Origin of the sequence: Thalassolituus maritimus (genome assembly GCF_900156675.1) — a bacterium.
In the GTDB taxonomy this organism is placed as follows: domain Bacteria; phylum Pseudomonadota; class Gammaproteobacteria; order Pseudomonadales; family Oceanobacteraceae; genus Thalassolituus; species Thalassolituus maritimus.
This window is the reverse complement of record NZ_FTOH01000001.1, coordinates 360,811-386,898: the sequence shown is the minus strand read 5'-3', so window position 1 is coordinate 386,898 and position 26,088 is coordinate 360,811. Positions and strand designations below refer to the sequence as shown.

Annotated in this window: 23 protein-coding genes; 5 read left to right on the top strand and 18 right to left on the bottom strand. The window is 51.6% G+C overall.

The window, feature by feature from the left end:
• Positions 1-20: 20 nt before the first annotated feature.
• The 5 genes from ndk to BW941_RS01765 form a co-directional block, all read right to left on the bottom strand.
• The gene (ndk, locus tag BW941_RS01785; RefSeq protein WP_068440673.1) at positions 21-446 is read right to left on the bottom strand and encodes a nucleoside-diphosphate kinase; all 426 of its coding nucleotides are present in this window, start codon (positions 444-446) and stop codon (positions 21-23) included.
• Positions 447-547: 101 nt separating this feature from the next.
• The gene (locus BW941_RS01780) at positions 548-1,711 is read right to left on the bottom strand and encodes an aminotransferase class V-fold PLP-dependent enzyme (protein ID WP_076513859.1); all 1,164 of its coding nucleotides are present in this window, start codon (positions 1,709-1,711) and stop codon (positions 548-550) included.
• 56 nt (positions 1,712-1,767) lie between these two features.
• Positions 1,768-2,265, bottom strand: a complete 498-nt coding sequence (gene iscR, locus BW941_RS01775; protein WP_068440678.1) for a Fe-S cluster assembly transcriptional regulator IscR — start codon at positions 2,263-2,265, stop codon at positions 1,768-1,770.
• Positions 2,266-2,341: 76 nt separating this feature from the next.
• Positions 2,342-3,136, bottom strand: a complete 795-nt coding sequence (gene cysE, locus BW941_RS01770) for a serine O-acetyltransferase (protein WP_084188495.1) — start codon at positions 3,134-3,136, stop codon at positions 2,342-2,344.
• Positions 3,133-3,903, bottom strand: coding sequence for an RNA methyltransferase (locus BW941_RS01765; RefSeq protein ID WP_076513856.1), 771 nt, complete (start codon positions 3,901-3,903; stop codon positions 3,133-3,135). Before BW941_RS01765 ends, cysE begins: the two co-directional genes overlap by 4 nt.
• Positions 3,904-4,055: 152 nt before the next feature.
• Here BW941_RS01765 and BW941_RS01760 point away from each other — a divergent pair, with 152 nt between their 5' ends.
• Complete coding sequence (locus BW941_RS01760) at positions 4,056-4,826, top strand: inositol monophosphatase family protein (protein ID WP_068440683.1); 771 nt, start codon at positions 4,056-4,058, stop codon at positions 4,824-4,826.
• Positions 4,827-5,078: 252 nt separating this feature from the next.
• Here the strand turns inward: BW941_RS01760 and BW941_RS18015 are convergent, their stop codons facing one another.
• Entirely contained in the window at positions 5,079-5,570 is a 492-nt protein-coding gene (locus BW941_RS18015) for a cold shock domain-containing protein (protein WP_076513854.1), read from the bottom strand.
• Positions 5,571-5,720: 150 nt separating this feature from the next.
• Here BW941_RS18015 and BW941_RS01750 point away from each other — a divergent pair, with 150 nt between their 5' ends.
• Together BW941_RS01750 and plsB are read left to right on the top strand one after the other, a co-directional pair.
• Positions 5,721-5,951, top strand: a complete 231-nt coding sequence (locus BW941_RS01750) for a SlyX family protein (protein WP_068439695.1) — start codon at positions 5,721-5,723, stop codon at positions 5,949-5,951.
• 81 nt (positions 5,952-6,032) lie between these two features.
• On the top strand, positions 6,033-8,483 hold the full coding sequence (gene plsB, locus BW941_RS01745) for a glycerol-3-phosphate 1-O-acyltransferase PlsB (protein ID WP_076513851.1): 2,451 nt from the start codon (positions 6,033-6,035) through the stop codon (positions 8,481-8,483).
• A gap of 12 nt (positions 8,484-8,495) precedes the next feature.
• Here the strand turns inward: plsB and BW941_RS01740 are convergent, their stop codons facing one another.
• The 6 genes from BW941_RS01740 to ppc form a co-directional block, all read right to left on the bottom strand.
• Positions 8,496-9,269 carry a class I SAM-dependent methyltransferase gene (locus BW941_RS01740; protein WP_076513849.1) on the bottom strand — a complete coding sequence of 258 codons (774 nt, stop codon included), beginning with the start codon at positions 9,267-9,269 and terminating at the stop codon, positions 8,496-8,498.
• A 2-nt stretch (positions 9,270-9,271) separates the two neighbouring features.
• Complete coding sequence (locus BW941_RS01735; RefSeq protein WP_076513846.1) at positions 9,272-10,069, bottom strand: undecaprenyl-diphosphate phosphatase; 798 nt, start codon at positions 10,067-10,069, stop codon at positions 9,272-9,274.
• Between the two features lie 18 nt (positions 10,070-10,087).
• The gene (gene tsaB, locus BW941_RS01730; RefSeq protein ID WP_076514180.1) at positions 10,088-10,783 is read right to left on the bottom strand and encodes a tRNA (adenosine(37)-N6)-threonylcarbamoyltransferase complex dimerization subunit type 1 TsaB; all 696 of its coding nucleotides are present in this window, start codon (positions 10,781-10,783) and stop codon (positions 10,088-10,090) included.
• A 135-nt stretch (positions 10,784-10,918) separates the two neighbouring features.
• The gene (locus BW941_RS01725; RefSeq protein ID WP_076513843.1) at positions 10,919-11,956 is read right to left on the bottom strand and encodes a hypothetical protein; all 1,038 of its coding nucleotides are present in this window, start codon (positions 11,954-11,956) and stop codon (positions 10,919-10,921) included.
• A gap of 536 nt (positions 11,957-12,492) precedes the next feature.
• On the bottom strand, positions 12,493-13,146 hold the full coding sequence (gene adk, locus BW941_RS01720; RefSeq protein ID WP_076513840.1) for an adenylate kinase: 654 nt from the start codon (positions 13,144-13,146) through the stop codon (positions 12,493-12,495).
• 191 nt (positions 13,147-13,337) lie between these two features.
• Positions 13,338-15,971 (bottom strand): phosphoenolpyruvate carboxylase, encoded by a 2,634-nt coding sequence (ppc, locus tag BW941_RS01715; protein WP_076513838.1) that lies wholly within the window; start codon positions 15,969-15,971, stop codon positions 13,338-13,340.
• A 247-nt stretch (positions 15,972-16,218) separates the two neighbouring features.
• On the opposite strand from ppc, the gene BW941_RS01710 reads away from it, so the two are divergent.
• A complete protein-coding gene (locus tag BW941_RS01710; protein ID WP_068440699.1) occupies positions 16,219-16,551 on the top strand; it encodes a hypothetical protein in 333 nt (110 codons plus the stop codon).
• 51 nt (positions 16,552-16,602) lie between these two features.
• Here BW941_RS01710 and mazG read toward each other — a convergent pair whose 3' ends face one another.
• The 4 genes from mazG to cysM form a co-directional block, all read right to left on the bottom strand.
• Positions 16,603-17,421, bottom strand: coding sequence for a nucleoside triphosphate pyrophosphohydrolase (gene mazG, locus BW941_RS01705; protein WP_076513835.1), 819 nt, complete (start codon positions 17,419-17,421; stop codon positions 16,603-16,605).
• A gap of 1 nt (position 17,422) precedes the next feature.
• Positions 17,423-19,666, bottom strand: a complete 2,244-nt coding sequence (gene relA, locus BW941_RS01700; RefSeq protein WP_076513833.1) for a GTP diphosphokinase — start codon at positions 19,664-19,666, stop codon at positions 17,423-17,425.
• The gene (locus BW941_RS01695) at positions 19,666-20,991 is read right to left on the bottom strand and encodes an rRNA adenine N-6-methyltransferase family protein (RefSeq protein ID WP_076513830.1); all 1,326 of its coding nucleotides are present in this window, start codon (positions 20,989-20,991) and stop codon (positions 19,666-19,668) included. Before BW941_RS01695 ends, relA begins: the two co-directional genes overlap by 1 nt.
• A 96-nt stretch (positions 20,992-21,087) precedes the next feature.
• Positions 21,088-21,993: a cysteine synthase CysM gene (gene cysM, locus BW941_RS01690; RefSeq protein ID WP_076513827.1), complete on the bottom strand. Its 906-nt coding sequence runs from the start codon at positions 21,991-21,993 to the stop codon at positions 21,088-21,090.
• 127 nt (positions 21,994-22,120) lie between these two features.
• On the opposite strand from cysM, the gene BW941_RS01685 reads away from it, so the two are divergent.
• The gene (locus tag BW941_RS01685) at positions 22,121-24,916 is read left to right on the top strand and encodes an ATP-binding protein (protein WP_076513824.1); all 2,796 of its coding nucleotides are present in this window, start codon (positions 22,121-22,123) and stop codon (positions 24,914-24,916) included.
• Here the strand turns inward: BW941_RS01685 and acpS are convergent.
• Positions 24,868-25,338, bottom strand: a complete 471-nt coding sequence (gene acpS, locus BW941_RS01680; protein ID WP_084188489.1) for a holo-ACP synthase — start codon at positions 25,336-25,338, stop codon at positions 24,868-24,870. The two genes, BW941_RS01685 and acpS, sit on opposite strands and share 49 nt — an antisense overlap.
• Positions 25,339-26,076, bottom strand: coding sequence for a pyridoxine 5'-phosphate synthase (gene pdxJ / locus BW941_RS01675; protein ID WP_076513821.1), 738 nt, complete (start codon positions 26,074-26,076; stop codon positions 25,339-25,341).
• Between the last annotated feature and the right edge of the window lie 12 nt (positions 26,077-26,088).

The following is a 26,088-nucleotide window of genomic DNA, read 5'->3' as shown; positions in this document are numbered from 1 at the left end:
CTACTGCCCCACTGCATCACTTAGCGTGCGCAGATTTCTTCAGCATTGAAGAAATAATCGATTTCACGTGCTGCAGACTCAGCAGAGTCAGAACCGTGAACGGCGTTAGCGTCGATGCTTTCAGCGAAGTCAGCGCGGATAGTGCCAGCGTCAGCTTCTTTAGGGTTAGTCGCACCCATCAGTTCGCGGTTCTTAGCGATCGCGTTTTCACCTTCCAGAACCTGTACAACAACTGGGCCAGAAGTCATGAAACCAACCAGATCACCGAAGAAAGGACGCTCTTTGTGCTCAGCGTAGAAACCGCCAGCTTTTTCGTCGTCCAGCTTCAGCATTTTAGCAGCAACAACCTGCAGGCCAGCTTTTTCAAAGCGAGTCAGGATTTCGCCGATTACGTTTTTAGCAACAGCATCTGGTTTGATGATGGACAGAGTGCGTTCTACAGCCATTTTTTAGCTCCAAAGTAGGTGTTTGTGTGTGTTTAGGGTTCAAAACCCGCGGATTATACGCACCTTTCTATGAAAGTTGTATAAAGGATGCCGCAACTCACTCACTGTTTACGAAGGAGGCTCACAACACGCGAAACTTCAGCAATCGCGAAGTCGATCTCTTCTTCCGTTGTGTAACGGCCAACACTCATTCGCAAACCCGCGTGGGCCAGCTGATCACTTCGCCCGATCGCTTTCAGAACGTAGGATGGCTCCACACTCGCCGAGGTACAGGCAGAGCCGGAAGACACGGCCACTTTCGCCAGGCTGGCAAGCAGGATTTCACCATCCACGCCTGCAAAACTCACATTGAGATGGTTAGCGACGCGCGCATCAAGGTCACCGTTCACCCAGACATCACCCAGTGATGAGATTCCTGCCCAGAGACGATCACGCAGCCCGCGGATACGTTCTTCGTCGGTCGCCAGCTGCTCACTGACCAGGCGTGCAGCCTCGCCGAAGCCTACCAACTGATGGGTTGGTAACGTGCCAGAACGCATTCCACGCTCATGCCCGCCACCATGGATCTGACTGACTAGAGGCACCTGAGGGGCGCGACGTACATACAAAGCGCCAATGCCCTTAGGGCCGTAAAACTTGTGCGCCGACAAGGACATCATATCAACGCCCCAGTCACTGACATTGACTGCCATCTTACCAACCGCCTGGGCCGCATCGACGTGCAACAGTGCCCTGTGATCTTTGAGCATCTTCGCGATCGCGGGGATGTCAGTCACTGTGCCCAGTTCATTATTAACCGCCATCAGCGTGACGAGACACGTATTGTCGGTCAGAGCATCCGCCACCTGCGACGGCTGAATAAGGCCATCCGCATCCGGCGTAAGGTAACTGACGTGAACCTGGTGCCAACGCTCAAGGTAGGCCACCGTATCCAGAACTGCCTTATGTTCAATCGCGGAGGTAACGATGTGAAGTGGAGTATGCGGCTGTTCGCGTCGAAGCGCTTCGACGTAGCCTTTGATTGCCAGATTGTTACTTTCAGTCGCGCCCGACGTCCAGACAATTTCGCGAGTATCAGCGCCGATCAGACGGGCCAGTTGGCCACGGGCATTCTCTACCGCCTGCTCAGCCTGCCAGCCGTAGCGATGCGAACGTGACGCAGGATTCGCAAAGTTGCCGTCCAGAGTCAGGCAAGCAGTCATCGCTTCCGCGACCTCAGGTGCACAGGGCGTCGTCGCTGCGTAGTCGAGATAAATTGATTTCATTACGGTATCCGCATCACTGGGTTTTAAGGCGCATTGTCCTCAGCGGATCTCTTTCGTCAAGCCGAGCGACTGGTGTCCATGCTGTCGGTAATCAACAGACTATCGATACGATCACGGACTCCACGTTCCTGACGACTGGCAATGTCTTTGATTTCACGACGCTCGATAAGCTGAAACAGGGATATGTTCTTCAGGAAACTGTGGATCTGATCGCTCAGATCCATCCACAAATGATGAGTCAGGCACTCTTCGCCATCCTGACAGTCACCCTTGCGGTTGCAGCGTGTGGCGTCCATGGATTCGTTGACCGCATCCACAATCTCAGCAACGTTAATCTCAGCATCAGCACGGCTAAGTTGATAACCACCACCCGGCCCACGCACACTGGATACCAGACCATTACGCCGCAACTTGGCGAACAGCTGCTCGAGGTATGACAGAGATATTCCCTGACGACCGGAAATATCGTTCAGGCTGACTGGCCCCTGACGTGCATGAATAGCCAGATCCAGCATTGCTGTCACGGCATAACGGCCTTTAGTCGTTAAACGCATAATCTCACCTCGTTAGTACTGGATTGATTATGCGTATTTCCGACTAAAACAGTCAACTATCTTGCGAAAGCTTTTGTCAGTCTCCGGAGGACTTCTCTCTTTCTGCCTCGAGGCGCTCATGCAGGCTGACGAAGGTTTCTTCTTCCAGCTCAGGAAGTGCATCTTCGCAGCTGTGATCCCCAAGGTTACTCAGCGCCCGGCACATATTGTCGATTTTCTTATCGACGTGATGCATGTGATCCATAAGGTTGTGGATCGAGCGCGCGATAGGATCGGGCATATCATCGGTCATACCGTAAGCATCAAACCCTATCTTCGCAGCCATTTCCCGCCGGCGGTTCTCAGCATCCGTACTCGCCTTACGGATAATACGCCCTGGAATGCCCACCACAGTGACAGATTCAGGCACATCCTTGGTCACCACAGCGTTAGAACCAATACGAGCGTCAGCGCCTACAGTAATCGGGCCTAGCACCTTGGCGCCTGCACCAACCACAACACCATCGTGCAAGGTTGGGTGACGCTTACCTTTATTCCAGCTTGTGCCACCAAGAGTCACTCCATGGTAAAGGGTCACATCGTCGCCAATCTCAGCGGTTTCACCAATCACCACGCCCATGCCGTGATCAATGAAGAAGCGGTTACCAATGGTTGCGCCCGGGTGAATCTCGATTCCCGTCATCCAGCGACTGAACGTAGAAAGCACACGCGCGAACCATTTCAGGCCGCGGCGCCATAACCAGTTGGCCAGGCGGTAGTGCATGATCGCATGGACGCCCGGATAGGTTGTGAGTACCTCAAAGGTATTCCGTGCCGCCGGATCCCTGTCGAACACACATGCGATATCTTCGCGCAATTGACGGATACTCAAGCCTTATCCCCTCTTTCATCAGACTCTGAGGCATCTGTACGCCGCTGAACGGCCGCCAGCATACCCCTGAGAATATTAATTTCCATGCGATCCGGTGCCGCCCGCTGAAAAAGCCGGCGCACACGCGTCATCAGTTGCTTGGGAGTATTGGGGTCAAGGAAGCCAATCTCAACCAGAGTCTGCTCCATGTGCTGCAACATACCGTTCAACTGATCGTGCGTTGCCATGGGGTAATCCCAATCCACGCCCCAACGCTGCTCACTTTCAGCGTTTTCGACATCGGTCAGCGCAAGGCGCATTTCGTACGCCATGACCTGAATCGCCTGGGCTACATTGAGCGAAGAGAAGTTCTCATCCGTTGGAATATGCACATGTGCATTACACAGATGGAGCTCTTCATTCGTAAGGCCACGGCTTTCGCGACCAAAAACCAGCGCGATATCATTCCCCGCTGCTGCCGCCTGAGCCGCCCGGTCGCCGCACTGCCGTGGCGTCATCAGTGGCCAGGGGACGCTGCGACTGCGAGCACTGGTGCCCACCACCAGACCACAACCCGCGATCGCACTTTCCAGTGTCGGATGAATTTCAGCATTGTGAAGGATATCTTCAGCGCGGGAAGAGCGCTGAATCGCTTCTTCATCGATGCTCGCTATCGGATCTACTAACAGCAGGCGACTCAGCCCCATGTTTTTCATCGCCCGTGCCGCTGCACCTATATTTCCGGAGTGTGTGGTGTTGACCATCACGACACAGATTCTGTTCAGCATGTAAGACCCGACATGGTAGGAATGTAAAGGCCGAAAGTGTAGCGCAAAAGGGACTTCGCCAACCAGTTCTACGCTGTTATACTTCGCGGCCGTTTTTTAAAGGCTGGGTCTGTCACCCTGCCTTACGTTCTTTAAAGCAACAGGAATACCTTATGCAACCCATGGTGAATCTGGCGCTGCGCGCTGCGCGCAACGCCGGTCAGGATCTGGTTCGTCGTCTTGACCGTTTTGATGCTGCTCAGAGTACTGATCAGGAAAAAGCTAAGTTTATTGCTGACTGCACCATTGGTCTCGAAAAGAGCATTATTTTCGAGCTGAAGAAGTCACTCGCCGACGATAACTTTGAAGGCCGCGAAACCGGTTTCAACGCCGGCAAAGAAGGTCAGCCAGTGTGGCAGATCTGTGTGATCGATGATCTCGCTAACTTCCGCGTAGGTATTCCGGCGTTTGCTATCATCATCAACTGCCTGCACAAAGACCGCACTGAGCATTGCGTTGTCCTCAACCCAATGAATGGTGATGAGTTCAGCGCTTCACGTGGTCGCGGCACCCAACTTAATGGTCGCCGTATCCGTTGTGGTGGCGTGACTACCCTAACCGACGCAATTACTGCGTTCACTCAGCCTATGGGCCTGAGTGACAACGCGGCTGACCAGCGCGCGAAAGTAATGCGCCTGATGGAATCAAACTACGACGTACGCTCCATTGGTTCTGGCATCCTGACCATGGCTTACGTTGCTGCCGACCGCTTCCAGGCGGCCCTGGTGTCTGACCTTGATGCCATCGCACTGAATGCCGGCACTCTTCTGACCTCAGAAGCAGGCTGCCTGCTTGCAGCCATTGATGGCGCTCCACGGGTATCTGCTCCAGCGAACATCGCTGTGGCTAACCCTCGTTTGCTGAAATCTCTGCTGAAGCTCTGAGACTGATCATCACAGTCGCCTGACTTTCAGGTCAGTGCAGAGCACGATACAACCTCCTGTCTATACTGCAGTTATAGAAAGGAGGTAAGCCTATGCTCTGGTCTCATCTGAAAATTACGCTTTGCTGGCTATGCGAGTCGCAGAGCTGCGACGAGCTCTCTTTACATAAAGAGAAGATATAAAAGCCCCATCAGGGCAGTTATCAGACACAAAAAAAAGCGGCTCAAAGCCGCTTTTTTATACCCGTCAGACTTAGCGTATCGCTGAGACATCTTCCGCCTGAGGGCCTTTCTCACCGCGAACAACGCTGAACTTAACGCGTTGACCTTCGGTCAGTGAGCGATGTCCCTGACCACGGATAGAGCGGAAGTGAACAAACACATCCTCACCTTCGTCCCAGGTAATAAAGCCAAAGCCTTTCTTCACGTTGAACCACTTAACGACGCCACGCTCACGGCCATCTTCTACGTCACTCTCAACCATAGTGCCACTGCTGCGCTGACGACGACGACGCGCCGGAACCAGTTGAGCAGACACAAAGCTGATGATAAATGCCAGAATTGCCATAACAATCAGTGCGACCGCCATGCCTTCTGAGTTCAGCAGAGTAGAGAAGCTAGCGGCAGCACCACCGACCAGTTGAATATCTTTAGCCAGACCTGCAATCAGCGCGACGACAACAAACGGCGCTATTACTGCAAATACGACTGCTACGATTAATTTACGAACCATTAACTTACCCATGTGTTATCCCGAATCACTCGTTGTTATTATGCCGGCCAGAGACGGGATGCCCGATATACGTAAAAATACCGTCGCAGACCATTGACAAGTGGGCTATGAAAGCCCAATTAACCAAAAAAATCAACACGATAGCGCATGGAGACTGCAATCATGGAAAATAAATTGCCGCCTGCGGCCGAAAGAGTCACTCAACTTGAAACGCGGATTACATATCTCGAGGATACGGTGGAGACTCTAAATAAAGAACTTGCGACCATATCAGCAGAGTTCCGGTTAGCAAAAGAAGCACTGCAGCATATGTATCGGCGCATGGAGCAAATCCAGACAACCGACAGCGGGATTGCAAATCCAGCGGACGAACCGCCACCACCGCACTATTAATTGGCGGTACAGCACCAGTAATTGTCACGTGGATAACATATAATCCGCCGCCTGAAGTGGTTCTTTTTTACAGGTTCATCTATGAGCGTCATCCGAAAATTACGTATCCGAATCAATCAGTGGCAACAGAAGCTGCTTTATAAGCTGGTCAAGACAAAGATTATTGGTGCTGATAAAGACAAGATCGAACTGGACCCAGTGCAGCCCGTTATTTACGCCATGCTCTATCCCTCATATGCCGAGCAGATTGTTATTAACAAAGAAGTCTCCGAGCGTGGTTGGCAGGCACCATTTCAGCAACGGCTGAATGGTACCTTACCTGGCAATCCTTATTTCGGCATTTATCGCCGCCCCGGAAATCCATTCCGCAAAGATGGGCTCGCTACAATTCCCCGTCATCTGAAGAGACAAGCTGAATGGATGCTTGCGGATGACAGTCGTGACATTCAGGTGATGCCCGTGCGGGTTATGTGGGGACGTTCACCGGAGCGCGAACGTTCTTTCCTTCGTATCTGGCTGCAGAATGCAGGTAGCCTAGGCGGCCGCGTGATGACTTTTTTTGCGATTCTGTTTAACGGACGTAATACCTTTGTTCATTTCTCCGAGCCCCTGTCGTTACGCGAACTGGCGGGAGGCGAAACCTCCCCGGAGCTGGTCGCCCGTAAACTCGCCCGTGTTTTGCGTGTTCACAATCGCAAGGTAACAAAATCGGTACTGGGCCCAGAACTGTCTCACCGACGCACACTGGTTCATCAGATCCCGAATCGCCCAATGGTCCGTCACGCCATTGAAAGTGAAATGAAAGAGAACGGCTTAAAACGCGAGAAGCTGAGAAAGCGGGCTCTTAAATACGCGGATGAAATTGCCTCAAACATTTCGTATACCAACGTTCGTTTCCTGGATATTTTGTTGACTTGGGTGTGGAACAAAATCTACAACGGCACGGCTATCCACAATATCGAACAGGTAAAAGAAGTCGGCAAAGACAACACTGTCGTCTATGTTCCTTGCCACCGAAGCCACATCGATTATCTATTACTGTCGTACGTTCTTTACCACCATGGCCTACAGCTTCCACAAATTGCTGCGGGTATTAACCTCAATATGCCAGTGGTTGGCTCGATACTCCGCCGCGGCGGTGCATTTTTTATGCGCAGAACGTTCCGTGGTAATCCGCTGTATGCAGCCGTCTTTGATGAATATCTGCACTCGGTATTTACTCATGGATATTCGTCAGAATATTTCGTCGAAGGTGGCCGCTCCCGTACCGGCCGTACCCTCAGCCCGAAAGCCGGGATGCTTGCAATGACGGTTCGCTCATACCTGCGCGACTCAAAAAAGCCAATGGTGTTCGTGCCTGTGTATACGGGTTATGAAAAAGTATTCGAAGAAAAGAGCTATCTTGGTGAGTTGCGCGGAAAAGCGAAAAAGAAGGAAAGTCTTCTCGACGTACTGGGCACATTGCGTTCTTTCAAGAAGTCGTTTGGTAAGGTCAACGTTACCTTTGGCGAACCGATACATCTCTCACCATACCTTGAAGAGCGTCACCCAGGCTGGAGTAATCAGGACTACGAAGCATGTAACTATCGCCCTGATTGGGCACCGGAACTGGTTGATGAGCTCGCGACCACCGTTGTCACCGAAATTAACCGTGCCGCATCAGTTAATCCAATTAACCTGATCGCACTCGCTATTCTTGCGTCGCCCCGCCAGGCCATGGATGAAAATCAGCTGATGCGTCATATGGAAGCCTATCGTGACCTGCTGGCCATGGTTCCGTATTCCGATATGACGGTTTTACCTGACGGACATGCGAGCGACTGGCTGGCCCACGCCGAAGAGCTTGGATCGGTTTCCCGCAGCAAGCACGACATGGGCGACCTGATTCAGACCAATGAGCGCCAGGCGGTTACCCTGACGTACTACCGCAACAATGTTCTCCACATCATTGCACTACCATCTTTGATTGCATGTCTGCTGCTCAATAATCGTCGCTGCACTCAGGCGGATATCCTCGAAAGTTGTCAGGCCCTGTATCCATTCCTGAAAGCAGAACTCTTCCTTCACTGGACAGAAGACACTCTCGAACAAGCTATTAACAGCTGGCTGGATGTACTGGAGCAGCGCGGCTATCTGGAAGTGAGTGACGGTTGTTATCATTGCCGCATTGATGGCGACAATCTACCGATGTTGCAGAGCCTCGCTGATCCGATCTCTCAGACACTCCAGCGTTACTTCCTGTCGATTTCCCGCCTGAAGCATCAAGGCAGTGGAAACCTGACCGCTCAACAGCTGGAAGAGCAATCGACACTGCTGGCTCAGCGCCTGAGCTTACTTTATGGAATTAATGCACCCGAATTCTTCGACAAAGCATTGTTCCGGGCACTTATACGTCAATTGATTGATAGTGGAATGATCAGCTGCGGTGAAGATGACATGTTGTCTTTCGACGAAGACCTGAACCCTCTCATGAGCATCCTTGAAAATCTGTTGGATGCCAACCTGAGACAAACCATTCTGATCAGCCTGTAAGGCTGATACCTCTCAGGCCGGAGCTTCTACTCTGGCCAGAGCGTACACATCAAACCGATTCGACTTGCCCGTAATGCTGTAAGAAGGCGCACGCCCTGCAAGGGGCTGCGCTTTTCGGGCACGCTTCACTACGACCCGACACCGCGCCGCACTTAATGCCGGCCCCAACAGATCATCAGAATCGGTGTCCTGACCGACAACCTCACGAAATGCCTGCATGTCTTTTTTGACAGCCGCCTTCTGCTTGGGATCATGATCAAACATAGGGTCCAGATAGACGACATCAACTGAGTTCTCGGCCTGGGCAGCAAGCCACTGATGTGCAGACGTGTGAACTAAGCGGATACGACTAACAATCTCTGCGACTTCAGTATCCAGGCTGGCACGACCCAGACCATCCTGAAGCAGCGCTGTAACGACAGGCTGACGCTCAATGGCCGTGACGTCACAGCCCAATGTCGCAAGCACAAAAGAATCGCGCCCGAGGCCCGCAGTGGCATCGACCACGGTAGGAATATAGGCCGCACTGACACCGACCGCCTTTGCTATATCCTGCCCTTTTCCGCCGCCGAACTTGCGCCTGTGCGCGGTAGCGCCAGCGCAGAAATCAACCACGACTCTGGTCTTCGGGGAATCTCCACGAACCAGGGCCAGAGCATGCCCATCATGATGAAGGTGATACTCCGCATTCTGAGGCATCTTCGCTGTTGAGACACCTAATCCAAACGCATCGGCGAACTCACGCAGGTGAGGAGCAAAATCAGGAGCGCAGTATAATTCGGTCATATCTATACGAAAAACAGAAGCAGAACAGCGCCAAGAATTAATCGATAAACTACAAATGGCATCATGCCAATGCGGTTAATGAAGGCGAGGAAGTAATAGATACAAATCCACGCACTGACCGCAGAAATAACAATACCTAATATCAGCGACTGCCAGTCAACAGCGGTCGACTGCTCTGCCAACTCCAACGTCTTTAAACCACCCGCTGCAAGAATTAATGGAATCGACAGAAGGAATGAAAACTTCGCGGCATCGACACGCTGCATGCCAATCAGAAGCGCCGCAGTAATGGTAATACCCGACCGGGATGTGCCTGGTATCAATGCAAACATCTGAGCTACGCCGATCACCATCGCCATCAGGAGTGTCATCTCCCCTAAGCCTGCTCGGCCATGCCGGACCCGGTCCGCAACCCCCAAAAGAATGCCAAAGCCTATGGTAGTCGCTGCTATTACCGCCGTGGAGCGAAGATTCACCTCAATCCAGTCATTCAGCAATAAACCTGCAAGCCCTGCCGGAATAGTTGCCAACGCGACGTACCACGCCAGCCGCCCATCGGCATTGGGGTGTCGGGTAAAGCCGGTCGTTAACCAGCCCTGTAACAGACGTATAATCTCTGCCCGGAAATAGACAATAACAGCCGCGAGTGTTCCAACATGAACAGCCACATCAAATGCGAGCCCCTGATCTTCCCAACCGAACAAACGCGAAGGAAGAATGAGATGTGCCGAACTGCTGATAGGAAGAAATTCGGTCAGGCCCTGTAATACTGCAAGGACGATAATTTCGAGTAGATCCACGGGTAATAACTTCCTATGTTAATTTCGCTTCAGAAGGCTTGGCTGTTCATCCAGCTTTTTCCATGCAACAGAGTTACGCAGATATACCGGTAATTGATTATCGGGTGAGCCAAAATTGCCATTATTCCATTCACGATTCGCCAGCGCCGCCATGATACGAGCTTCCGGCTGAATCGTTGCGTATGCAGAATTCAATTCACTAAAAGGCGCTAAGCGGAGGCCATCACCAGCAAGCAGTCCTCCGAATTCACTTGCCTGCGTCAGGCATAATTCCGGTGACCCCACCTGCTCAACACCACCGGCCTGAGTCATTCCATCTAAAACGTCGAACTCACCCCAGAACACTTCTCCCATGTGTGCATCCATGATCGCAAGCACTCTGTCTCCAGCCTCGCTATTTGAAGCCGCAGCGAGTGCCACAGCCTCCAGAGAAGATATACCACAGACAGGGAGATTTAATCCCAACGCGAGCCCCTGCGCCACAGACACAGCGATTCGTATTCCGGTAAATGACCCTGGGCCACGACCAAACGCCAGACCATCAAGCTGATGCCTGGAAATACCTGAGTCAGCCAGAATATCGTCTATCATCGGGAGCAGACGCTGAGCGTGACGTCTTGGCTGTTCTTCTGTATTCCAGACCAGTTCGCCGTTGATATTCAGCGCAACAGAGCAGAGTGAGGAAGATGCGTCGATTGTGAGAATTACAGACATTTGAATACCACCGATCAATGATGCGGGGAGTATATCAGGATTCAGCGGGAGAATGCCGCAGCTCACTGTCGGACAGCGAGGAACGTCAGGCATAAAAAAACCCGGGCGAGCCGGGTTCTTTCACAAAGCGGAGAATTAAGATTCTGAAGAATCTTTCTTCTCTTCAGCAGCTGGGGCTGGTGCTGGCGCTACTGGTTTCGAAACTGCTGCCTTAGGTGGACGACCACGCTTCTTAGGCGCTGCCTTTGGTGCCGCTGGCTTAGCAGGTGCTTTCGCTGCTGTCGTCGCTGCCTTAGCTGGACGACCACGTTTCTTAGCAGCTGCTGCCGGCTTAGCGGCTGCTGTTTTCTTAGCAGCTGCTTTTTTAGGTGCCGCTTTGGCTGTAGTCGCTTTAGCTGGACGACCGCGCTTCTTCGGCGCAGCGGTGGTAGCTGCCTTAGTCGCTGCAGCCGCTTTAGCTGGGCGGCCGCGCTTTTTCGGTGCTGCAGTAGTCCCAGCCTTGGTTGCTGTAGCCGCTTTAGCTGGACGACCACGTTTTTTTGGTGCGGCTGTCGCTTTTGCAGGCGCAGACACTTTGGCAGGACGACCACGTTTCGCAGCCGGCTTAGCTTCGAGTGCTTTAATTGAAGATTCTACTTTCTTAGAAGCAGTAGTTACTTTTTTGTTCTCTGCAGTGGTGCGAGCTTTAACTTTACGTGCGTCTTGCTTGTCACGCTTGCTACGCCATTGAGTAGCAAATTTAGTCAGAGCTTTCTCGAGATCAGCCTCTGCTTTATCAGCCAGAGTCTTAGCATAACTTTTAACAGTTTCTTCAGCCTTCGCAGCAGTCGCTTCGATACGGGCCTTCAGTTCTGCAATTTTGAGGTCTTTCTTGGCTTCAGCAACCTTTTGCGTCAATTCAGAGAGTTTCTCTTTCTGAGTTTTAACTGCATTGCTAGCAGTCGCTACTGAACGCTTGGTCGCGGCAGTGGCCTTTGGACCAGCAGCTTTCACTTTTGCTTGCTTCAGCTTGGTTTCAGCGGCAGTGACACGTTCTTTCTGCTTGGACTGAGCTGCCACCGCTTTTTCAACGGCGTTCGTTGCCTTTGCAACAGCAGCAGGTACCGCAGACTCAACCGGCTTTTTCGCCGCAGGCTTCCGGCCGCGTTTGGCAGGTGCTTTAGTTTTAGCCATAGGTATTTCCTCTTTTACTTACCTGTTTATAAAAGCGGTGGGGCTGATAATCAGTGAATCCCCGATTCGTTGTGGACTTACTTAGTAGTGATAATTCACATAAGTAAATCTTCATACTTCAATACAGTATATAAAGTAACCGACGGAATAATAGTATTTTTCATAAAAAAAACAAAAAAATCCTCGATTTTTTAAATTCAGAATGCATATCTGGCCCAAATGAGTGAAATTTCAGGGCCTATACTGTTAATTAGAGAACAAAATCCGGCTGAGTTCCCGACGCCATCTACCGGGTGTCAGTTTCAATGAATCATCGGCTAATCGGGATTTATCCCGGAGGCTATGAATCATTAACACATGGTTGATGGATCAATAATGGCCATATGAATTGAAAGTTCCAGAAGGATGTCTGGTAAGAGGAAGAGTGAATTAAGCGCAACAGGAACACCGGCTGAACTTTATTTCTTATTCGGGTATTAACTCATAGAAACAAAAAAGGAGCCTTGCGGCTCCTTTCATTAAAGCTATCTGAGAACTTAACTTAAAGCGCTCATAACTTTTTCTGTAATGTCAGACAGCGAACCTACACCAGGAACGTGTACATATTGTGGCGCTGACTCACCTTTTTCTTCACGAAGTTTCTTATAGAAACTCACCAGAGGTGCCGTCTGATCGTGATAGATAGAAAGACGCTTACGCACAGTGTCTTCCTGATCGTCATCACGCTGAATCAACTCTTCACCTGTTTCGTCATCTTTACCTTCAGCCACTGGCGGATTGTAGATAACGTGATATACGCGGCCTGAACCCGGGTGCACACGACGACCGCTCAGACGTTTAACGATTTCTTCGTCATCTACGTCGATTTCAACGACATAATCGATATCCACTCCGGCTTCGATCATTGCTTCAGCCTGTGGAATAGTGCGTGGGAAACCATCAAACAGGAAACCATTAGCGCAATCATCAGATTGGATACGTTCCTTAACCAGATCAATAATAATCTCGTCGGATACCAGACCACCTGTTTCCATAATTTCTTTCACTTTAAGGCCAAGTTCACTCCCGGCCTTTACTGCAGCTCGCAGCATATCCCCTGTTGAAATCTGGGGGATTGAGAATTTTTCACAGATGAACTGGGCCTGGGTACCTTTACCCGCACCCGGAGCCCCTAGAAGAATGACGCGCATGAGCCTGCTCCTCGATAAACAAAATCGGTACTGGACTGTTCATTATTGTTTAATATTTGATCAGCCAGAGAGAAAAATAGGCCTAACCTTACTCTTTAGCCAGCTATTGCTCAAGTGATTCTAGATGAAATCACCTGTACAACCAGCACGACCTTGGTCGGGGCCTCCTGAGAGCCAGAGAACACGGGCAATCAACCAGTGTTACGCATCCCAGCAGCAATGCCCGCCATAGTAACCATGAGCGCTTTCTCGACTTCTGTACTGACCACATCGGCAGACTGGCGCTCGCGATACAGCAGCTCAGCCTGTAGATAGTGAAGCGGGTCAGTGTAGGGATCACGAACCTGCATCGACTGCTGAAGACTCTGATTATGCTCCAGCAATTCGCTCTGCTCTTTCACCTGTAATACCAGTGTGGTCACATCACCAAGGCGCTGTCGCAGCAGACTGCCGAGGGGCTGCATATCGGGTTCAACCAGTAGCGCTTCGTAATATCCCGCAATCGCCGTATCTGCTTTCGAGAGCACCATTTCCAACATATCTATGTAGGTTCTGAAAAATGGCCACTCACAATACATCTGCCTTAAAGTCGTGAGTTTGCCACGCTGTATCTGATCTTCCAGTGCACTGTCTGCTCCTAACCAGGCTGGCAACATTAAACGGATCTGAGTCCAGGCAAAAATCCATGGGATCGCACGCAGGGTTTCAATTCCACCACCGGAACGTCTTCTTGCAGGGCGACTTCCAAGCGATAATTTCCCCAGTTCCTGCTCGGGAGTAGCCGCACGGAAATAGCTCACGAAATCCGGATTATCCCGTACCATAGCTCGGTAGGATCCCACACCAACCTCTGCTAACTCGCTCATGGTATCCCGCCATTCTTTGACAGGTGCCTGAGGGGGTAAAAGGTTAGCCTCAAGCACAGCAGAGATATAAATTTTAAGATTTCTCTCGGCAATTTCGGGCAAACCGAATTTAAAACGTATCATTTCACCCTGTTCCGTTACCCGCAGCCCTCCGCGCACAGATCCGGGAGGCTGAGCCAGAATTGCCCGGTGAGCAGGGCCACCTCCACGACCGACCGTACCACCCCGACCATGAAATAATCGCAGTGAATATCCTTGTTCGTCGGCGACGCGGGAAAGAATCTCCTGTGCCTGATACTGAGCCCACACCGCCGCTAGCTGACCTGCATCTTTGGAAGAATCTGAGTACCCAATCATGACTTGCTGACGGCATTCGCTGTATTCCCTATACCAGGGAACCTGCCACAGCTTTTCCATTCTCGGGCCTGACTGCTCAAGATCAGACAAGGTTTCAAATAAAGGCACTACAGGTAATTTGTGACGGACACCAGAGGCCTGTAACAACAGTGCGACGGATAAAATATCAGACGGTTCACTGGCCATCGAAATGATATAGCAGGACACCCCGCGACCAATCGGTTGCGCCAGAATGCGTGTCGTCGCCAATACTTCCGCAACCTCATCAGATGGCTCCCAGAACTCGGGGATCAGTGGGCGCCGGGAAGTCAGCTCTTTTAATAAAAACTCCTGCTTTTTTTCTTCAGACCACTCAAGGTAATCACCCCAACCATAAAAATCACAGATTTCTGCGAGTACGGCACTGTGGCGGGTTGATTCCTGGCGGACATCAAGACGAACAAGTGCAAGCCCAAAACAGGCACAACGGCGCAAAGTATCGAGCAGGTCACCATCGGCGATGGATTTCAGCCCGCTCCCTACAAGGCTGTCGTAGCAGGCCTGTAGCGGTTCGACCAATTCAGCGTCGTCAAGCAGAGGTTTAAGCTCGCAGACTTCACCATCAACATTTGCCTGCGCCCATTCCCGGGTATTTTCCAGGCGAGTTCTCAAACCATGCAGACATTCACGATACGGCTCATGACTCGGATACTTTGCTTTAAATTCAGGAGTACCAGCATACATAGAGAGCTGACTACCCAAGTGCTCGATATCTCTCAGATAAAGGTCAGCAGCCATCCAGCGGGCCAGGTACAGAACCTCTTCAGTGACGGTCGAAGTAACGTTCGGGTTCCCGTCCCTGTCTCCCCCCATCCATGACGAAAAGCGCACGGGCACAGCGTCCAACGGTAGGGCGGGAGCGCCTCTTTCCATCAAATCTATATTCATGCTGCGTAACATTTCGGGAATGGCATACCAGAGAGAGTTTTCTATAACCGCGAAGCCCCATTTGGCTTCATCAACCGCCGTCGGGCGAACTTTTCGAATTTCATCGGTGTGCCAGATTTCGTTAATCAATCGGGAGATACGTTCTTCAATCGAGGCCAGTGATGGATGTTCGTCATGAAGATCATCACGCTGCTGCAGGAGGTGCGACAGCTCATCGTATTTCTGGATCAGGGTACGACGAGTGACTTCCGTCGGGTGCGCGGTGAGTACCAGCTCGACATTAGCCGCTGCCACTTTCGAGGTAAGGTCTTCGCCTTCGATTCCGGCCTCGACAAGGCGTTTAATCAGGTCAGGGAACATGGTATCGGTGCTCTCTTCACCGACATCCTCCCGCCGCCAGCTAATCCCGTGCTGCTGCTCAGCAAGGTTGGCCAGGTTAAGAAACTGATTAAAGCCCCGAACCACCGGCACCAGAGAATCATCGGCCAATCCTTTAAGCAGATCGAGCAGTTTATCGCGCTCGTTTTCATCACCAGTGCGGGCGCGTTTGGCCTGCTTACGGATCGTCTCGATCTGCGCCAGCGTATCTTCACCAAGATCGTTACGAATGGTGTTGCCCAGCGCGTTTCCCAGCATTCTTACTTTATCGCGAAGCAGCGCGTCGAGTTCTTTCATTATCATCTCCCTATGGCCTGCATATCGTGCTGACCGGTTCTGATTTGCCCTGACGGCGTAAGTAGATTGTAAAAAGTGGATACTTCAGTGTGCGCTAAATCCACCGAAACTCAAGGCCACTGCAGTCGCCTGCCCCAGCTCAGATTTATTTCTCTGCCAAAGTTTCCAGAAGAGGATGAAAAAAGCAGAAACTTTTGCCATAACTTTATTGCCTTAACAGTATAGGCAACAGCGTGAGGAGTACGACGTGAAAGTTAATGAACTGATGCAACACTGGGCCTCTGAGTTCGGGGCCGAACTCACTGAAGAAAGCTATTCATTACCATTGAGTGTTAATGACGCTGCCCGTATTGAGGCGCTGGCCGAAATGTTTCCTTCAATGTCGAAAGAGCAGATCCTGAGAGATCTGATAAGCGCCGCTCTGGACGATATGGCTTCTGGCTTTCCTTACATCGCGGGAGACAAAGTGGTTGCTGAAGACGAGGATGGCTTTCCTCTGTATGAAGATATTGGGCTGACCCCTCGCTTTCTTGAGTTAGCACGCAAGTACCGGGAAGTGCTGTCAGAGGACAGGCACTAAGCAAGACTTGCCGGTAGCAGCTCTTCGCTGCTACCCGATCACTCAAGCCGATTACTCAGTAAGTTGTTTCGCACGCTGCCAGGCAGATTCCATGTCATCAGCTGACATTTGCTCCCAACCTCCGGCAGTTTCAGAGACCTGTTCAACGTGGTTAAAGCGTTTCTGAAAACGCTCATTCGTACCGCGCAGTGCAACTTCGGGATTGATTTTGTGATGGCGGGCAAGATTCACTACGGCAAACAGTAAATCGCCAATCTCTTTCTCAAGTAGTGTCCTATTTCCTGCCTCCAGCTCGACCATGACCTCATCAAGCTCTTCGCGGATTTTCTCAACCACACCCGGGTCTTTTTTCGGCCAATCGAACCCCACCGATGATGCTTTATTCTGGAGTTTTACCGCCCGACTGATCGCTGGCAGAGTCACCGGAACATCCGCCAGCAGAGTTTCAGGCTCGGCCTTGGGAGCCAGTGCCTTTTCTTCGGCTTTAATTTCTTCCCAGCGCTGATTAATCCATTCTTCATCAGGGGCTTCACCCGGTGTCCTGCGACTATCAATGGTACCTTCAGGAAAGACGTGCGGATGACGCCGTATTAATTTAGCAACGAGCCGGTCAACAATACTGTCGAGATTAAAGAGTCGTTTCTCGCCGCCCATCTGGCCGTAGAAAATCACCTGAAATAACAAGTCGCCCAGCTCTTCTTCGAGATGTGGCCAGTCCTGACGCTCAATGGCATCAGCGACTTCATACGCTTCTTCCAGTGTATGCGGAAGAATGGAAGCAAAGTCCTGTTTAATATCCCACGGGCATCCGGTTTCCGGGTCCCGCAGGCGGCTCATGACGTAGGTCAGATCCTGTACGGAGAATGTCATTTCAACTCCCTGCCCGCACGCGACGTGTTTTGACAACGTTAGGCAGCTGTTCAATCTTGTTCATAACCCGCGCAAGCCTCTCCAGACTGTCTACTTCGACCGTCAGACTCATGGAGGCCGTGTTATCGCCCTGATCTGAGCGCGTGTTGACCGCCACCACGTTCACTTTTTCATTAGCAAGCAACGCACTGACATCACTGAGGAGGCCAGTCCGGTCATAGGCACTGATCACCATCTCAACCGGATACAACTTGCCAGGACGACGCCCCCAACTCACCTGCAGTACGCGACGCGATTCTACTGCCGCCAGGTGCAACAGATTTTCACAGTCACTGCGGTGAACCGTGACTCCACGACCGATAGTCACATAGCCACGGATATCATCACCTGGCACCGGATGGCAGCACTGCGCCATCTGTGTCATCAGGTTGCCAACACCCTCAATGAATACATCGTCTGCGGCATCTGACTTTGAGGCTTCGTGACGACGTAGCAGTGGTAACTCCTGCTGACGATGAGTATTCGTGTCCGCTTGCTTGAGTAACTGATGAATAATCTGACCGAGGCGAAGGTCGCCCGCACCAACCGCGGCAAACATATCTTCAACAGCTTTCATATTCAGCTGACGTGCGACGTCATGAAGTGGCTCATCAACGAGATCCAGACGATCCATTTCATGCAGTACCAGCTGACGCCCTTCTTCAATATTTTTGTCACGGTCCTGTAGCTTGAACCAATGCGCGACTTTTGCCCGGGCTCTCGCCGTGTGAATATATCCGGAATCTGGGTACAGCCAGTCACGGCTCGGATGCGCTGCCGGGTGTGTCAGAATTTCTACCTGCTCACCGGTATTAAGACGATAAGTCAGAGGGACGATCCGTCCATCGACTTTCGCACCGCGACATTTGTTACCGACTTCGGTATGAACGCGATACGCGAAATCAACCGGAGTGGCCTCAGTAGGAAGATCAACCACATGCCCTTCCGGAGTAAAAACATAAATCCGGTCGGGGTTAATGTCGCTGCGTAGCTCGCCAAAGAAACGCGGCAAGTCATCAAGGTCTTCCTGCCACTCAAGCACCTGCCTCAGCCAGGCAATTTTCTGTTCGTACCCCTGATCTTTGGCATTAATATCTGTGCCTTTATAAAGCCAGTGCGCACAAACACCCAGTTCTGCGTCCTCGTGCATCGCGTGAGTACGAATCTGTACTTCGAGCACTTTGCCATCGGGCCCGATCACGGCGGTATGCAAGGATCGGTAACCGTTTTCTTTGGGGTTAGCAATGTAGTCGTCAAATTCGTTTGGAATATGACGCCAGAGTGAATGAACAATCCCCAGTGTCGCATAGCAATCCCTGAGCTCTGGAACCAGAATCCGGACGGCACGGATATCGTAGATCTTGGAAAAATCGAGATTCTTACGGCTCATTTTCCGCCAGATACTGTAGATATGCTTCGCTCTGCCATAAACATCGCAATGTATGTCTGCAGCATTTAATTCATCGCGTAACGTTTTAACAACGCTATCAATGTAGTCCTGACGCGCGAGTCGTTTTTCATCGATTAACGAGGCAATTTTTTTATAGGCGTCCGGCTGTAAGTAACGAAAAGAAAGATCTTCGAGCTCCCACTTTAAATGACCAATACCAAGACGATGTGCAAGGGGTGCATATATATTGAAAACTTCTTCTGCAACTTTGCGTCGCTTCTCTTCGGGCGCATCTTTTACAGCACGAATGGCTGATGTTCTTTCTGCCAGTTTAATCAGTGCGACACGGACATCATCAATCATAGCCACCAGCATCTTACGCAGATTGTCTACCTGTGCCTGACGCTGACCGAGTACCACTTCATCGCTGGAATTCTGGATAGCGCTGATAGCAGCCATCCGTAGCACACCCTCAATTAATTTCGCGACCTCCTGGCCAAACTGTCGCTCTACTTTCTGAAGTGCAAGACGTCCTTCACGCACAGCACGATAGAGAATCGCCGCAATGATCGACGCATTATCGAGGCGCAGATCGATTAATGTCTGCGCCATTTCGATCCCCATCTGGACGCTGTCAATCGACCAGTATGTGCGGTTTGCAATCGCTTCGTCTGACAATTTCTTTGCCAGCTCCAGCGCTTCACGCAATTCCTCGGGATTGTGCAGATCAGAGGTATGAGAAATTTCCTCCAACCAGCGATCTATGTCCAGTGAACCGTCATGCAACAGTGGATGATCTTCGCGTACCTTAACCATTATTTTCCCCGATACTTCAGTAGCACCATGGTTTCGACATGATGCGTCTGCGGGAACATATCCATAATTCCTGCCTTAATAACCTCATAACCCGCGGGCACCAGTTGTGCGAGGTCCCGCGCCAGAGTCGCCGGGTCACAGGAGACATAAAGAATCCTGCCAACTTTCCTGCGAATCAGCTCCGTCATGACCGTGTCTGCACCAGCGCGTGGCGGATCGAGCAACACAGCATCAGGCTCAGGTAGTGATTCAAGGGTGCCCGATGCCGATAAATCAGCACACTTAGTCTGCAAAGAAAGGGCCAATTTCTCTGCCTGCGCCTGAAGGCTGTCCGTCATAGCCTGCTGGCCCTCGACGGCAATAACCTGTTTGCAGCGCTTTGCCAGGGGCATAGAGAAGTTTCCGTGCCCGGCAAATAAGTCCCAGATCTGCTCATTTTCTGCCGGTTCCAACCACTCCAGAGCCTGAGTCACCATGCTTTGATTGATACTGCGGTTAACCTGAATAAAGTCATCGGCCTGAATACGCAGTTTAAGACCATCGACTTCGTGCCATATTTCGTCGGGGCTATCCGGCCACAAAGCCACAGGTAAAGCATGTTTCTCTGTGCGTACCCATAATTGCAGAGGCAAATCAGAGCCTGCCTGCCAACGCTCAAAGGTCTGAATCAAAACCTGATGATCATTTCCAGAGAGCGGCTTCAGCGCACGAAGGATAAATACCAATGCACTGTCTGCCCAGAGCGGCTCAATCTGCGTAATCAGAGAGGCAGCCTCAAGTGAACTGATCACCTGACGCCACTCGGACCAGTCCAGTGCAAGGTGGTCAGGCAGCACAATGCAGCGGTCTATGTCGGTAAGGTGGGAACTGGCAGCCTCGCGGAAACCAATAAAGTTCTTTTGCTGCTCTTTACTGAAGCGTACGCCCAGACGCGCTTTACGCCGGTAGTGCCACTCCTCACTGGTAAGGGGAGCTGCCCAGCTATCGACCAGAACCTTCTGGCGTCCGAACTCGCGCTCAACCCGGCTCTGTTTGAAAAGAACCTGAGCGTCATACTGCATATGCTGAAGATCACAACCACCACAGCGCTGATAGTGTGGGCAGTCTGGAGTGCGACGGGCTTCAGACTCATTGTCCTCAATCCCCAGTAGTTGGGTATGCCAGATTTTCTTACTGCGCTCGAGCATACGCACCCGGACTTTTTCACCGACCAGTGCGCCCGGCACAAAATAGACATCGCGCCCAGAGCGGGCAACTCCCTGCCCTTCAGAATTCAGATTGTCGATGACCAAGCTGAGTTCACGGCCTTTTCCTGACTGCTTCACGCGTCTTCCATCCGTTATTATTTATTCAGTAAAACCGCATCAATGCCTGAGGCAGATAATCTCGTGAAGCACTAAATTGGGGCATTTTTCTTCGATTCAAGATGTCGCAAAGACACCGGATGACAGATAGCGGTCACCGCGATCACAGACAATCGCTACCACGGTTGCCCCTGGGTTTGAACGCGCAATATCTATCGCGGCAGCTACGGCCCCTCCTGATGAAACGCCACAGAAGATACCTTCGCGACGCGCCAGCTCACGCATCGTATTTTCAGCGAGATCCTGACTGATGTCTTTCACGGTATCGACGCGCTGACTGTCAAAAATCGTCGGCAGATATTCCTGAGGCCAGCGACGTATTCCCGGAATCGCCGCACCATCCGATGGTTGCAGGCCGATGATCTGGATATCAGGATTCTGTTCCTTGAGGTAACGTGATGTCCCCATGATTGTTCCGGTTGTACCCATGGAGCTGACGAAGTGGGTGACACGCCCATGCGTCTGCTGCCAGATTTCAGGGCCGGTACCCTGATAGTGCGCCTCAGGGTTATCCAGATTACCAAATTGGTTCAACACCACGCCTTTACCGTCGCTCTCCATCCTGAGAGCGAGATCCCGGGCACCTTCCATACCCTCCTCTTTCGACACCAGTATCAGCTCAGCGCCATACGCCTCCATCGACCAGCGACGTTCCATGGTGGCGTTATCGGGCATGATAAGAATCATCCGGTACCCCATGATGGCGGCAGCCATGGCCAGCGCAATACCTGTGTTGCCGCTTGTTGCTTCAATCAGGGTATCGCCCGGACTAATGTCCCCGCGCGCCTGCGCCTGCTGGATCATCGACAGCGCCGGTCGGTCTTTGACTGAGCCCGCGGGGTTGTTCCCTTCGAGTTTCAGCAAAACCTGACTGCCGTTATCGATTTCGAGCATCCGCTGCAAACGTACCAGCGGAGTCTGACCAACACAGTCTGCGATGGTAGGATAAACAGGATCAGTCATAGGTACTCCGGAAATCAGGCGTATGCATATGGCGCGCTATTCTAACGAAGAGCCGGAGGTAGTGCATGTCAGATTTGCACCATGACAGTCTGCCCTATATTCTGGGATTTTTATCAGACACGCCCGTATGAATAACTGGAGCATCCGCAATCGCATCCTTCTGATGGCACTCCTGCCCGGTGTCATGGTATCGCTGGTACTCGGGATGTTCTTTATCGTTGGTCGGGCCTCCGACCTTAGTGACCTTCTCGAGGCGCGCGCCCTGGCCATGGGCAAACAACTGGCGCCCACCTGTGAGTACGGCGTTATGACCGGAAACACGGGTATTCTTCAGAACATTGCTAACAATATGCTCGAAGAGCGGGACGTACGTGCCGTCAATCTGTTTGATCAGGAGATGAACCTGCTGGCTCATTCTGGCCCGCGCATGATTGCCGACCGGATAAGTGCTACAGAGCTGAAGGAAAATCAGCTACAGCTTGCCAGAACAACAGGCTCTGTCAGGGTAAAAGCTCCCATATTTGCCCAGAATCTGGTGATCTCAGATCAGCTCACAGAGCAATTTTATGCTCAGGCTCAGGATACCGAATTGCGTCTTCTGGGCTGGGCAGAAATAGAACTGTCGAACAGCAATACCCGGTTGATGCAATATCAGCTCCTTGCATCCTCGTTTTCAATTATCGCGGTTGTTCTGCTGTTAGGATCGTTTTTCGCCATACGGATCAGCCGTAATATCTCAGGCCCGGTACAGGACATCCTGAATGCCCTGAACGAAATTCGCGGCGGTAAACTCGATACCCGAATTCACGTTAACTCTACCGGTGAACTGCAGGACCTCGCCGCTGGCGTTAACGCAATGGCTGCGGCTATACAGCGTGCAAATATCGAGCACCAGCACTCAATGGAACAGTCTGCACGCGAAAGTCAGGAAACTATTGATGAGCTGGAAATCCGCAACCACGAACTGATGATTGAGCACCGCAATGCTCTGGAATCAAGTCGCACAAAATCCGAGTTTCTGGCCAACGTATCCCATGAAATCAGAACACCACTTAACGGCATAATTGGCTTCTCCGATCTGCTTGCCCGGACTCAGGTAAATGAGCGCCAGGGCGAGTACGTTGATACGATTCGTCGATCCTCAGAAGACCTGCTCAACATCATTAACGATATTCTCGACCTCTCCAAAATTGATGCCGGAAAATTGATTCTGGAAGCCGAAAACTTTGACCTCCGCGATCTCGTTGAAGAGGTACTGCAGGTATTAACACCGAATGCTTATTCGAAAGGCATTGAGGTTTACCAGTATATTTCGCCGGATATGCCTGACCTGATCGTTTCTGACCGGTTACGTCTCAAGCAGGTACTCACCAACCTTTGCAGTAACGCCGTGAAATTTACTCACGAAGGCGGCGTGTCGATCAGTGTCGTTCCGATTCAACAGAAAAACGGTCATATCAGTATCCAGTTCGATGTTGCAGATACAGGCATTGGTATCAGCTCAGAACAACAGGCGCGTCTGTTTCAGGCATTTTCTCAGGCAGACCCTGGCATTGCCCGTCAGTATGGCGGAACAGGTCTTGGGCTGATTATCTCACGCGCTCTGGTCGAAGCTATGGGCGGCGATATACGGGTACACAGTGACGAAGGTGCAGGCTCGACCTTCTCATTTACTATCGAAGCCGAAATTGATGAAGAAAATGCCCAACTTCCTCAATCGCTGGCCGATTGCAAAATTGCCCTGATCAACCCGAACGGCGCACCATCACGAGATACGATTGAGCTGCTGGAAAAACGCGGTGCAACCCTGAAGGAATATCATAGTCCTGCCGAAGTTCCGACGACCTGTGGTGAGAAGAAAACCGATGTCGCGATTATTTTTTGTGATCGCCATATGATCAGTCAGGGAGGAATGGACGAGTGGATGACAATTTGTTCCGGTAAGGGAATTCCCGTTCTGAATATCAGCAGAAACGCTCTGCCTGAACGTATGCGCGCCACATTAACAACCCCTCTGCTCACAGCACCCTACACCCAGACACAACTGGTCAGACAGGTATTGCAGTTATGCGGGCATAATGTCGAGCCACTGGCGGCGCCCGATACACCAGCACCTCAAGAAGTTCCGACAGTGCTGGCCGTCGATGACAACGAAGCCAACCTCAAACTAGCAGTGACATTACTGAATGAGCTCGGCGTAAATACTCTTCAGGCACCCTCCGGTTTTGATGCAGTTGCCATGGCGACCCGTGACTGTCCGGATTTGATTCTGATGGACATTCAGATGCCTGGGATGTCAGGCAATGAAGCAACCGCCCGCATCCGGAAGCTGCCGGGTAAACGCAATCTACCTATCGTTGCGCTCACCGCCCACGCGATGTCCGACGAACGTCAGGCATTAATTGCGAACGGCTTCAGCGATTACCAGACGAAACCAGTATCCATGGAACAACTGGCACGGATTATTGAGCGCTGGACCGGTTTCAAAGCAGACAGCGAAGAGAGCCCGCCACTTCGACATGAAGCTCCGGCAGCAACCGGCATTTTTAATACAGAACTTGCCTTGCATCAGGCTAACGGAAACCCCGGATTAGCAACCGATATGTTCAGTATGCTGATCGACATGCTGCGTAAAGAAAAAGACGTAATTCTGGAGCTATGGGAAGAAGAAAAAATGCCCGAGCTTCTGGAGGCAACTCACAAGCTACACGGTGCAGCACGTTACTGTGGCGTCCCCGCATTGAGATCAGCACTGGAAGCATTTGAAACCTGTCTGAAAGAACAGAACTCTGAAGCGTATCCAGAACTTCTCAGGGAGCTGATGACCGAAACGGAACGCTTATTAAAATGGGCCGGAGACAATGACTGGCAAGCTCAGTTTGAAGATGCGTCTGGTACCAAAGCCAATACTGAAAATGCCTGAATCCAGCCATCGTCGTCACTCAGACTCAATAATAATTGGGCCCGTTCATCGACTGATCGCATAATTTCTTCAGCACGGCCGCTGACGTGTACCAGTGGTTTGCCAACGCGATCACGCTGAATAGAAAAATCCTGAAAACTGACACCAGACGCAATACCTGTTCCTAGTGCCTTGGCCAATGCTTCCTTTGCAGAAAACGCTTTAGCCAGATAATTGATGGGATCAGGATGTTGTGAAAATGCCTGCTGTTCGGCAGGTGTCAATAACCGTTTTACAAGCCGCTCAGAGTGTCGTTCATAGGCCTCTTTAATTCGGCCCACAGCGAGTAAATCAGTACCTACGCCAGCGGCTGTAAGCAGAGTTTCTCCCCCTGCTACAGAAAATCCGGGCGCAGTACAACCGGGTACAGGGCGATCAACCACTCAGGCACGCGCCTCAATGAGCAGTTGCTTCATGTCGCGCACCGCACCTTCCAGACCACTGAAAAGCGCCTGAGCGATGATCGCGTGGCCAATATTCAGCTCATTCATCTGCGGGATCTGCGCGATGGCTTCGACATTGTGATAATGCAATCCATGCCCGGCATTAACGATCAGCCCTTTACCTGCAGCGTACGCCGCTGCATCGCGGATACGTTCAAGCTCCCGGGCCTGCTCCGCAGGAGTCTCAGCATCAGCATAACCGCCGGTATGTAACTCGATCACCGGAGCACCGGTACGAACCGTCGCATCAATCTGTTCGTAATCAGCATCAATAAAGAGCGAAACTTCAGCACCCACCGCGGCGAGGCGCGCGACCGCATCCTTGATCGTGTCCTCCTGGGCAAGAACGTCCAGCCCACCCTCGGTGGTCAGTTCTTCCCGCTTCTCTGGCACCAGACAACAGGCTTCGGGCATTACTTCTTCTGCCAGCTGAATCATGGCTTCGGTAACCGCCATCTCAAGATTCATCCGGGTCTGAAGCGTGCCCGCGAGCATCCTGACATCACGAACCTGAATATGACGGGCATCTTCTCGAGGATGAATCGTAATACCATCCGCGCCCGCCTGCTCAGCTATAAAAGCGGCCTGAACCGGGTCTGGGTAGCGGGTTCCCCTAGCCTGTCTGAGTGTCGCAACGTGATCGATATTAACGCCAAGCAAAACGCGTGTATTGGTCATATTTCTATCCTG

What these genes read in the sequence shown, in the direction of transcription:
- BW941_RS01765 (WP_076513856.1), bottom strand. Translation starts at nt 3,903, where the DNA reads ATGCTGAACAGAATCTGTGTCGTGATGGTCAACACCACACACTCCGGA.
- tsaB (WP_076514180.1), bottom strand. Translation starts at nt 10,783, where the DNA reads ATGTCTGTAATTCTCACAATCGACGCATCTTCCTCACTCTGCTCTGTT.
- BW941_RS01780 (WP_076513859.1), bottom strand. Translation starts at nt 1,711, where the DNA reads ATGAAATCAATTTATCTCGACTACGCAGCGACGACGCCCTGTGCACCT.
- adk (WP_076513840.1), bottom strand. Translation starts at nt 13,146, where the DNA reads ATGCGCGTCATTCTTCTAGGGGCTCCGGGTGCGGGTAAAGGTACCCAG.
- relA (WP_076513833.1), bottom strand. Translation starts at nt 19,666, where the DNA reads ATGGTTAAGGTACGCGAAGATCATCCACTGTTGCATGACGGTTCACTG.
- BW941_RS01740 (WP_076513849.1), bottom strand. Translation starts at nt 9,269, where the DNA reads ATGACCGAATTATACTGCGCTCCTGATTTTGCTCCTCACCTGCGTGAG.
- BW941_RS01750 (WP_068439695.1), top strand. Translation starts at nt 5,721, where the DNA reads ATGGAAAATAAATTGCCGCCTGCGGCCGAAAGAGTCACTCAACTTGAA.
- iscR (WP_068440678.1), bottom strand. Translation starts at nt 2,265, where the DNA reads ATGCGTTTAACGACTAAAGGCCGTTATGCCGTGACAGCAATGCTGGAT.
- BW941_RS01760 (WP_068440683.1), top strand. Translation starts at nt 4,056, where the DNA reads ATGCAACCCATGGTGAATCTGGCGCTGCGCGCTGCGCGCAACGCCGGT.
- plsB (WP_076513851.1), top strand. Translation starts at nt 6,033, where the DNA reads ATGAGCGTCATCCGAAAATTACGTATCCGAATCAATCAGTGGCAACAG.
- cysM (WP_076513827.1), bottom strand. Translation starts at nt 21,993, where the DNA reads ATGACTGATCCTGTTTATCCTACCATCGCAGACTGTGTTGGTCAGACT.
- BW941_RS01725 (WP_076513843.1), bottom strand. Translation starts at nt 11,956, where the DNA reads ATGGCTAAAACTAAAGCACCTGCCAAACGCGGCCGGAAGCCTGCGGCG.
- BW941_RS01685 (WP_076513824.1), top strand. Translation starts at nt 22,121, where the DNA reads ATGAATAACTGGAGCATCCGCAATCGCATCCTTCTGATGGCACTCCTG.
- ppc (WP_076513838.1), bottom strand. Translation starts at nt 15,971, where the DNA reads ATGAAAGAACTCGACGCGCTGCTTCGCGATAAAGTAAGAATGCTGGGA.
- ndk (WP_068440673.1), bottom strand. Translation starts at nt 446, where the DNA reads ATGGCTGTAGAACGCACTCTGTCCATCATCAAACCAGATGCTGTTGCT.
- pdxJ (WP_076513821.1), bottom strand. Translation starts at nt 26,076, where the DNA reads ATGACCAATACACGCGTTTTGCTTGGCGTTAATATCGATCACGTTGCG.
- BW941_RS18015 (WP_076513854.1), bottom strand. Translation starts at nt 5,570, where the DNA reads ATGGGTAAGTTAATGGTTCGTAAATTAATCGTAGCAGTCGTATTTGCA.
- mazG (WP_076513835.1), bottom strand. Translation starts at nt 17,421, where the DNA reads ATGACATTCTCCGTACAGGATCTGACCTACGTCATGAGCCGCCTGCGG.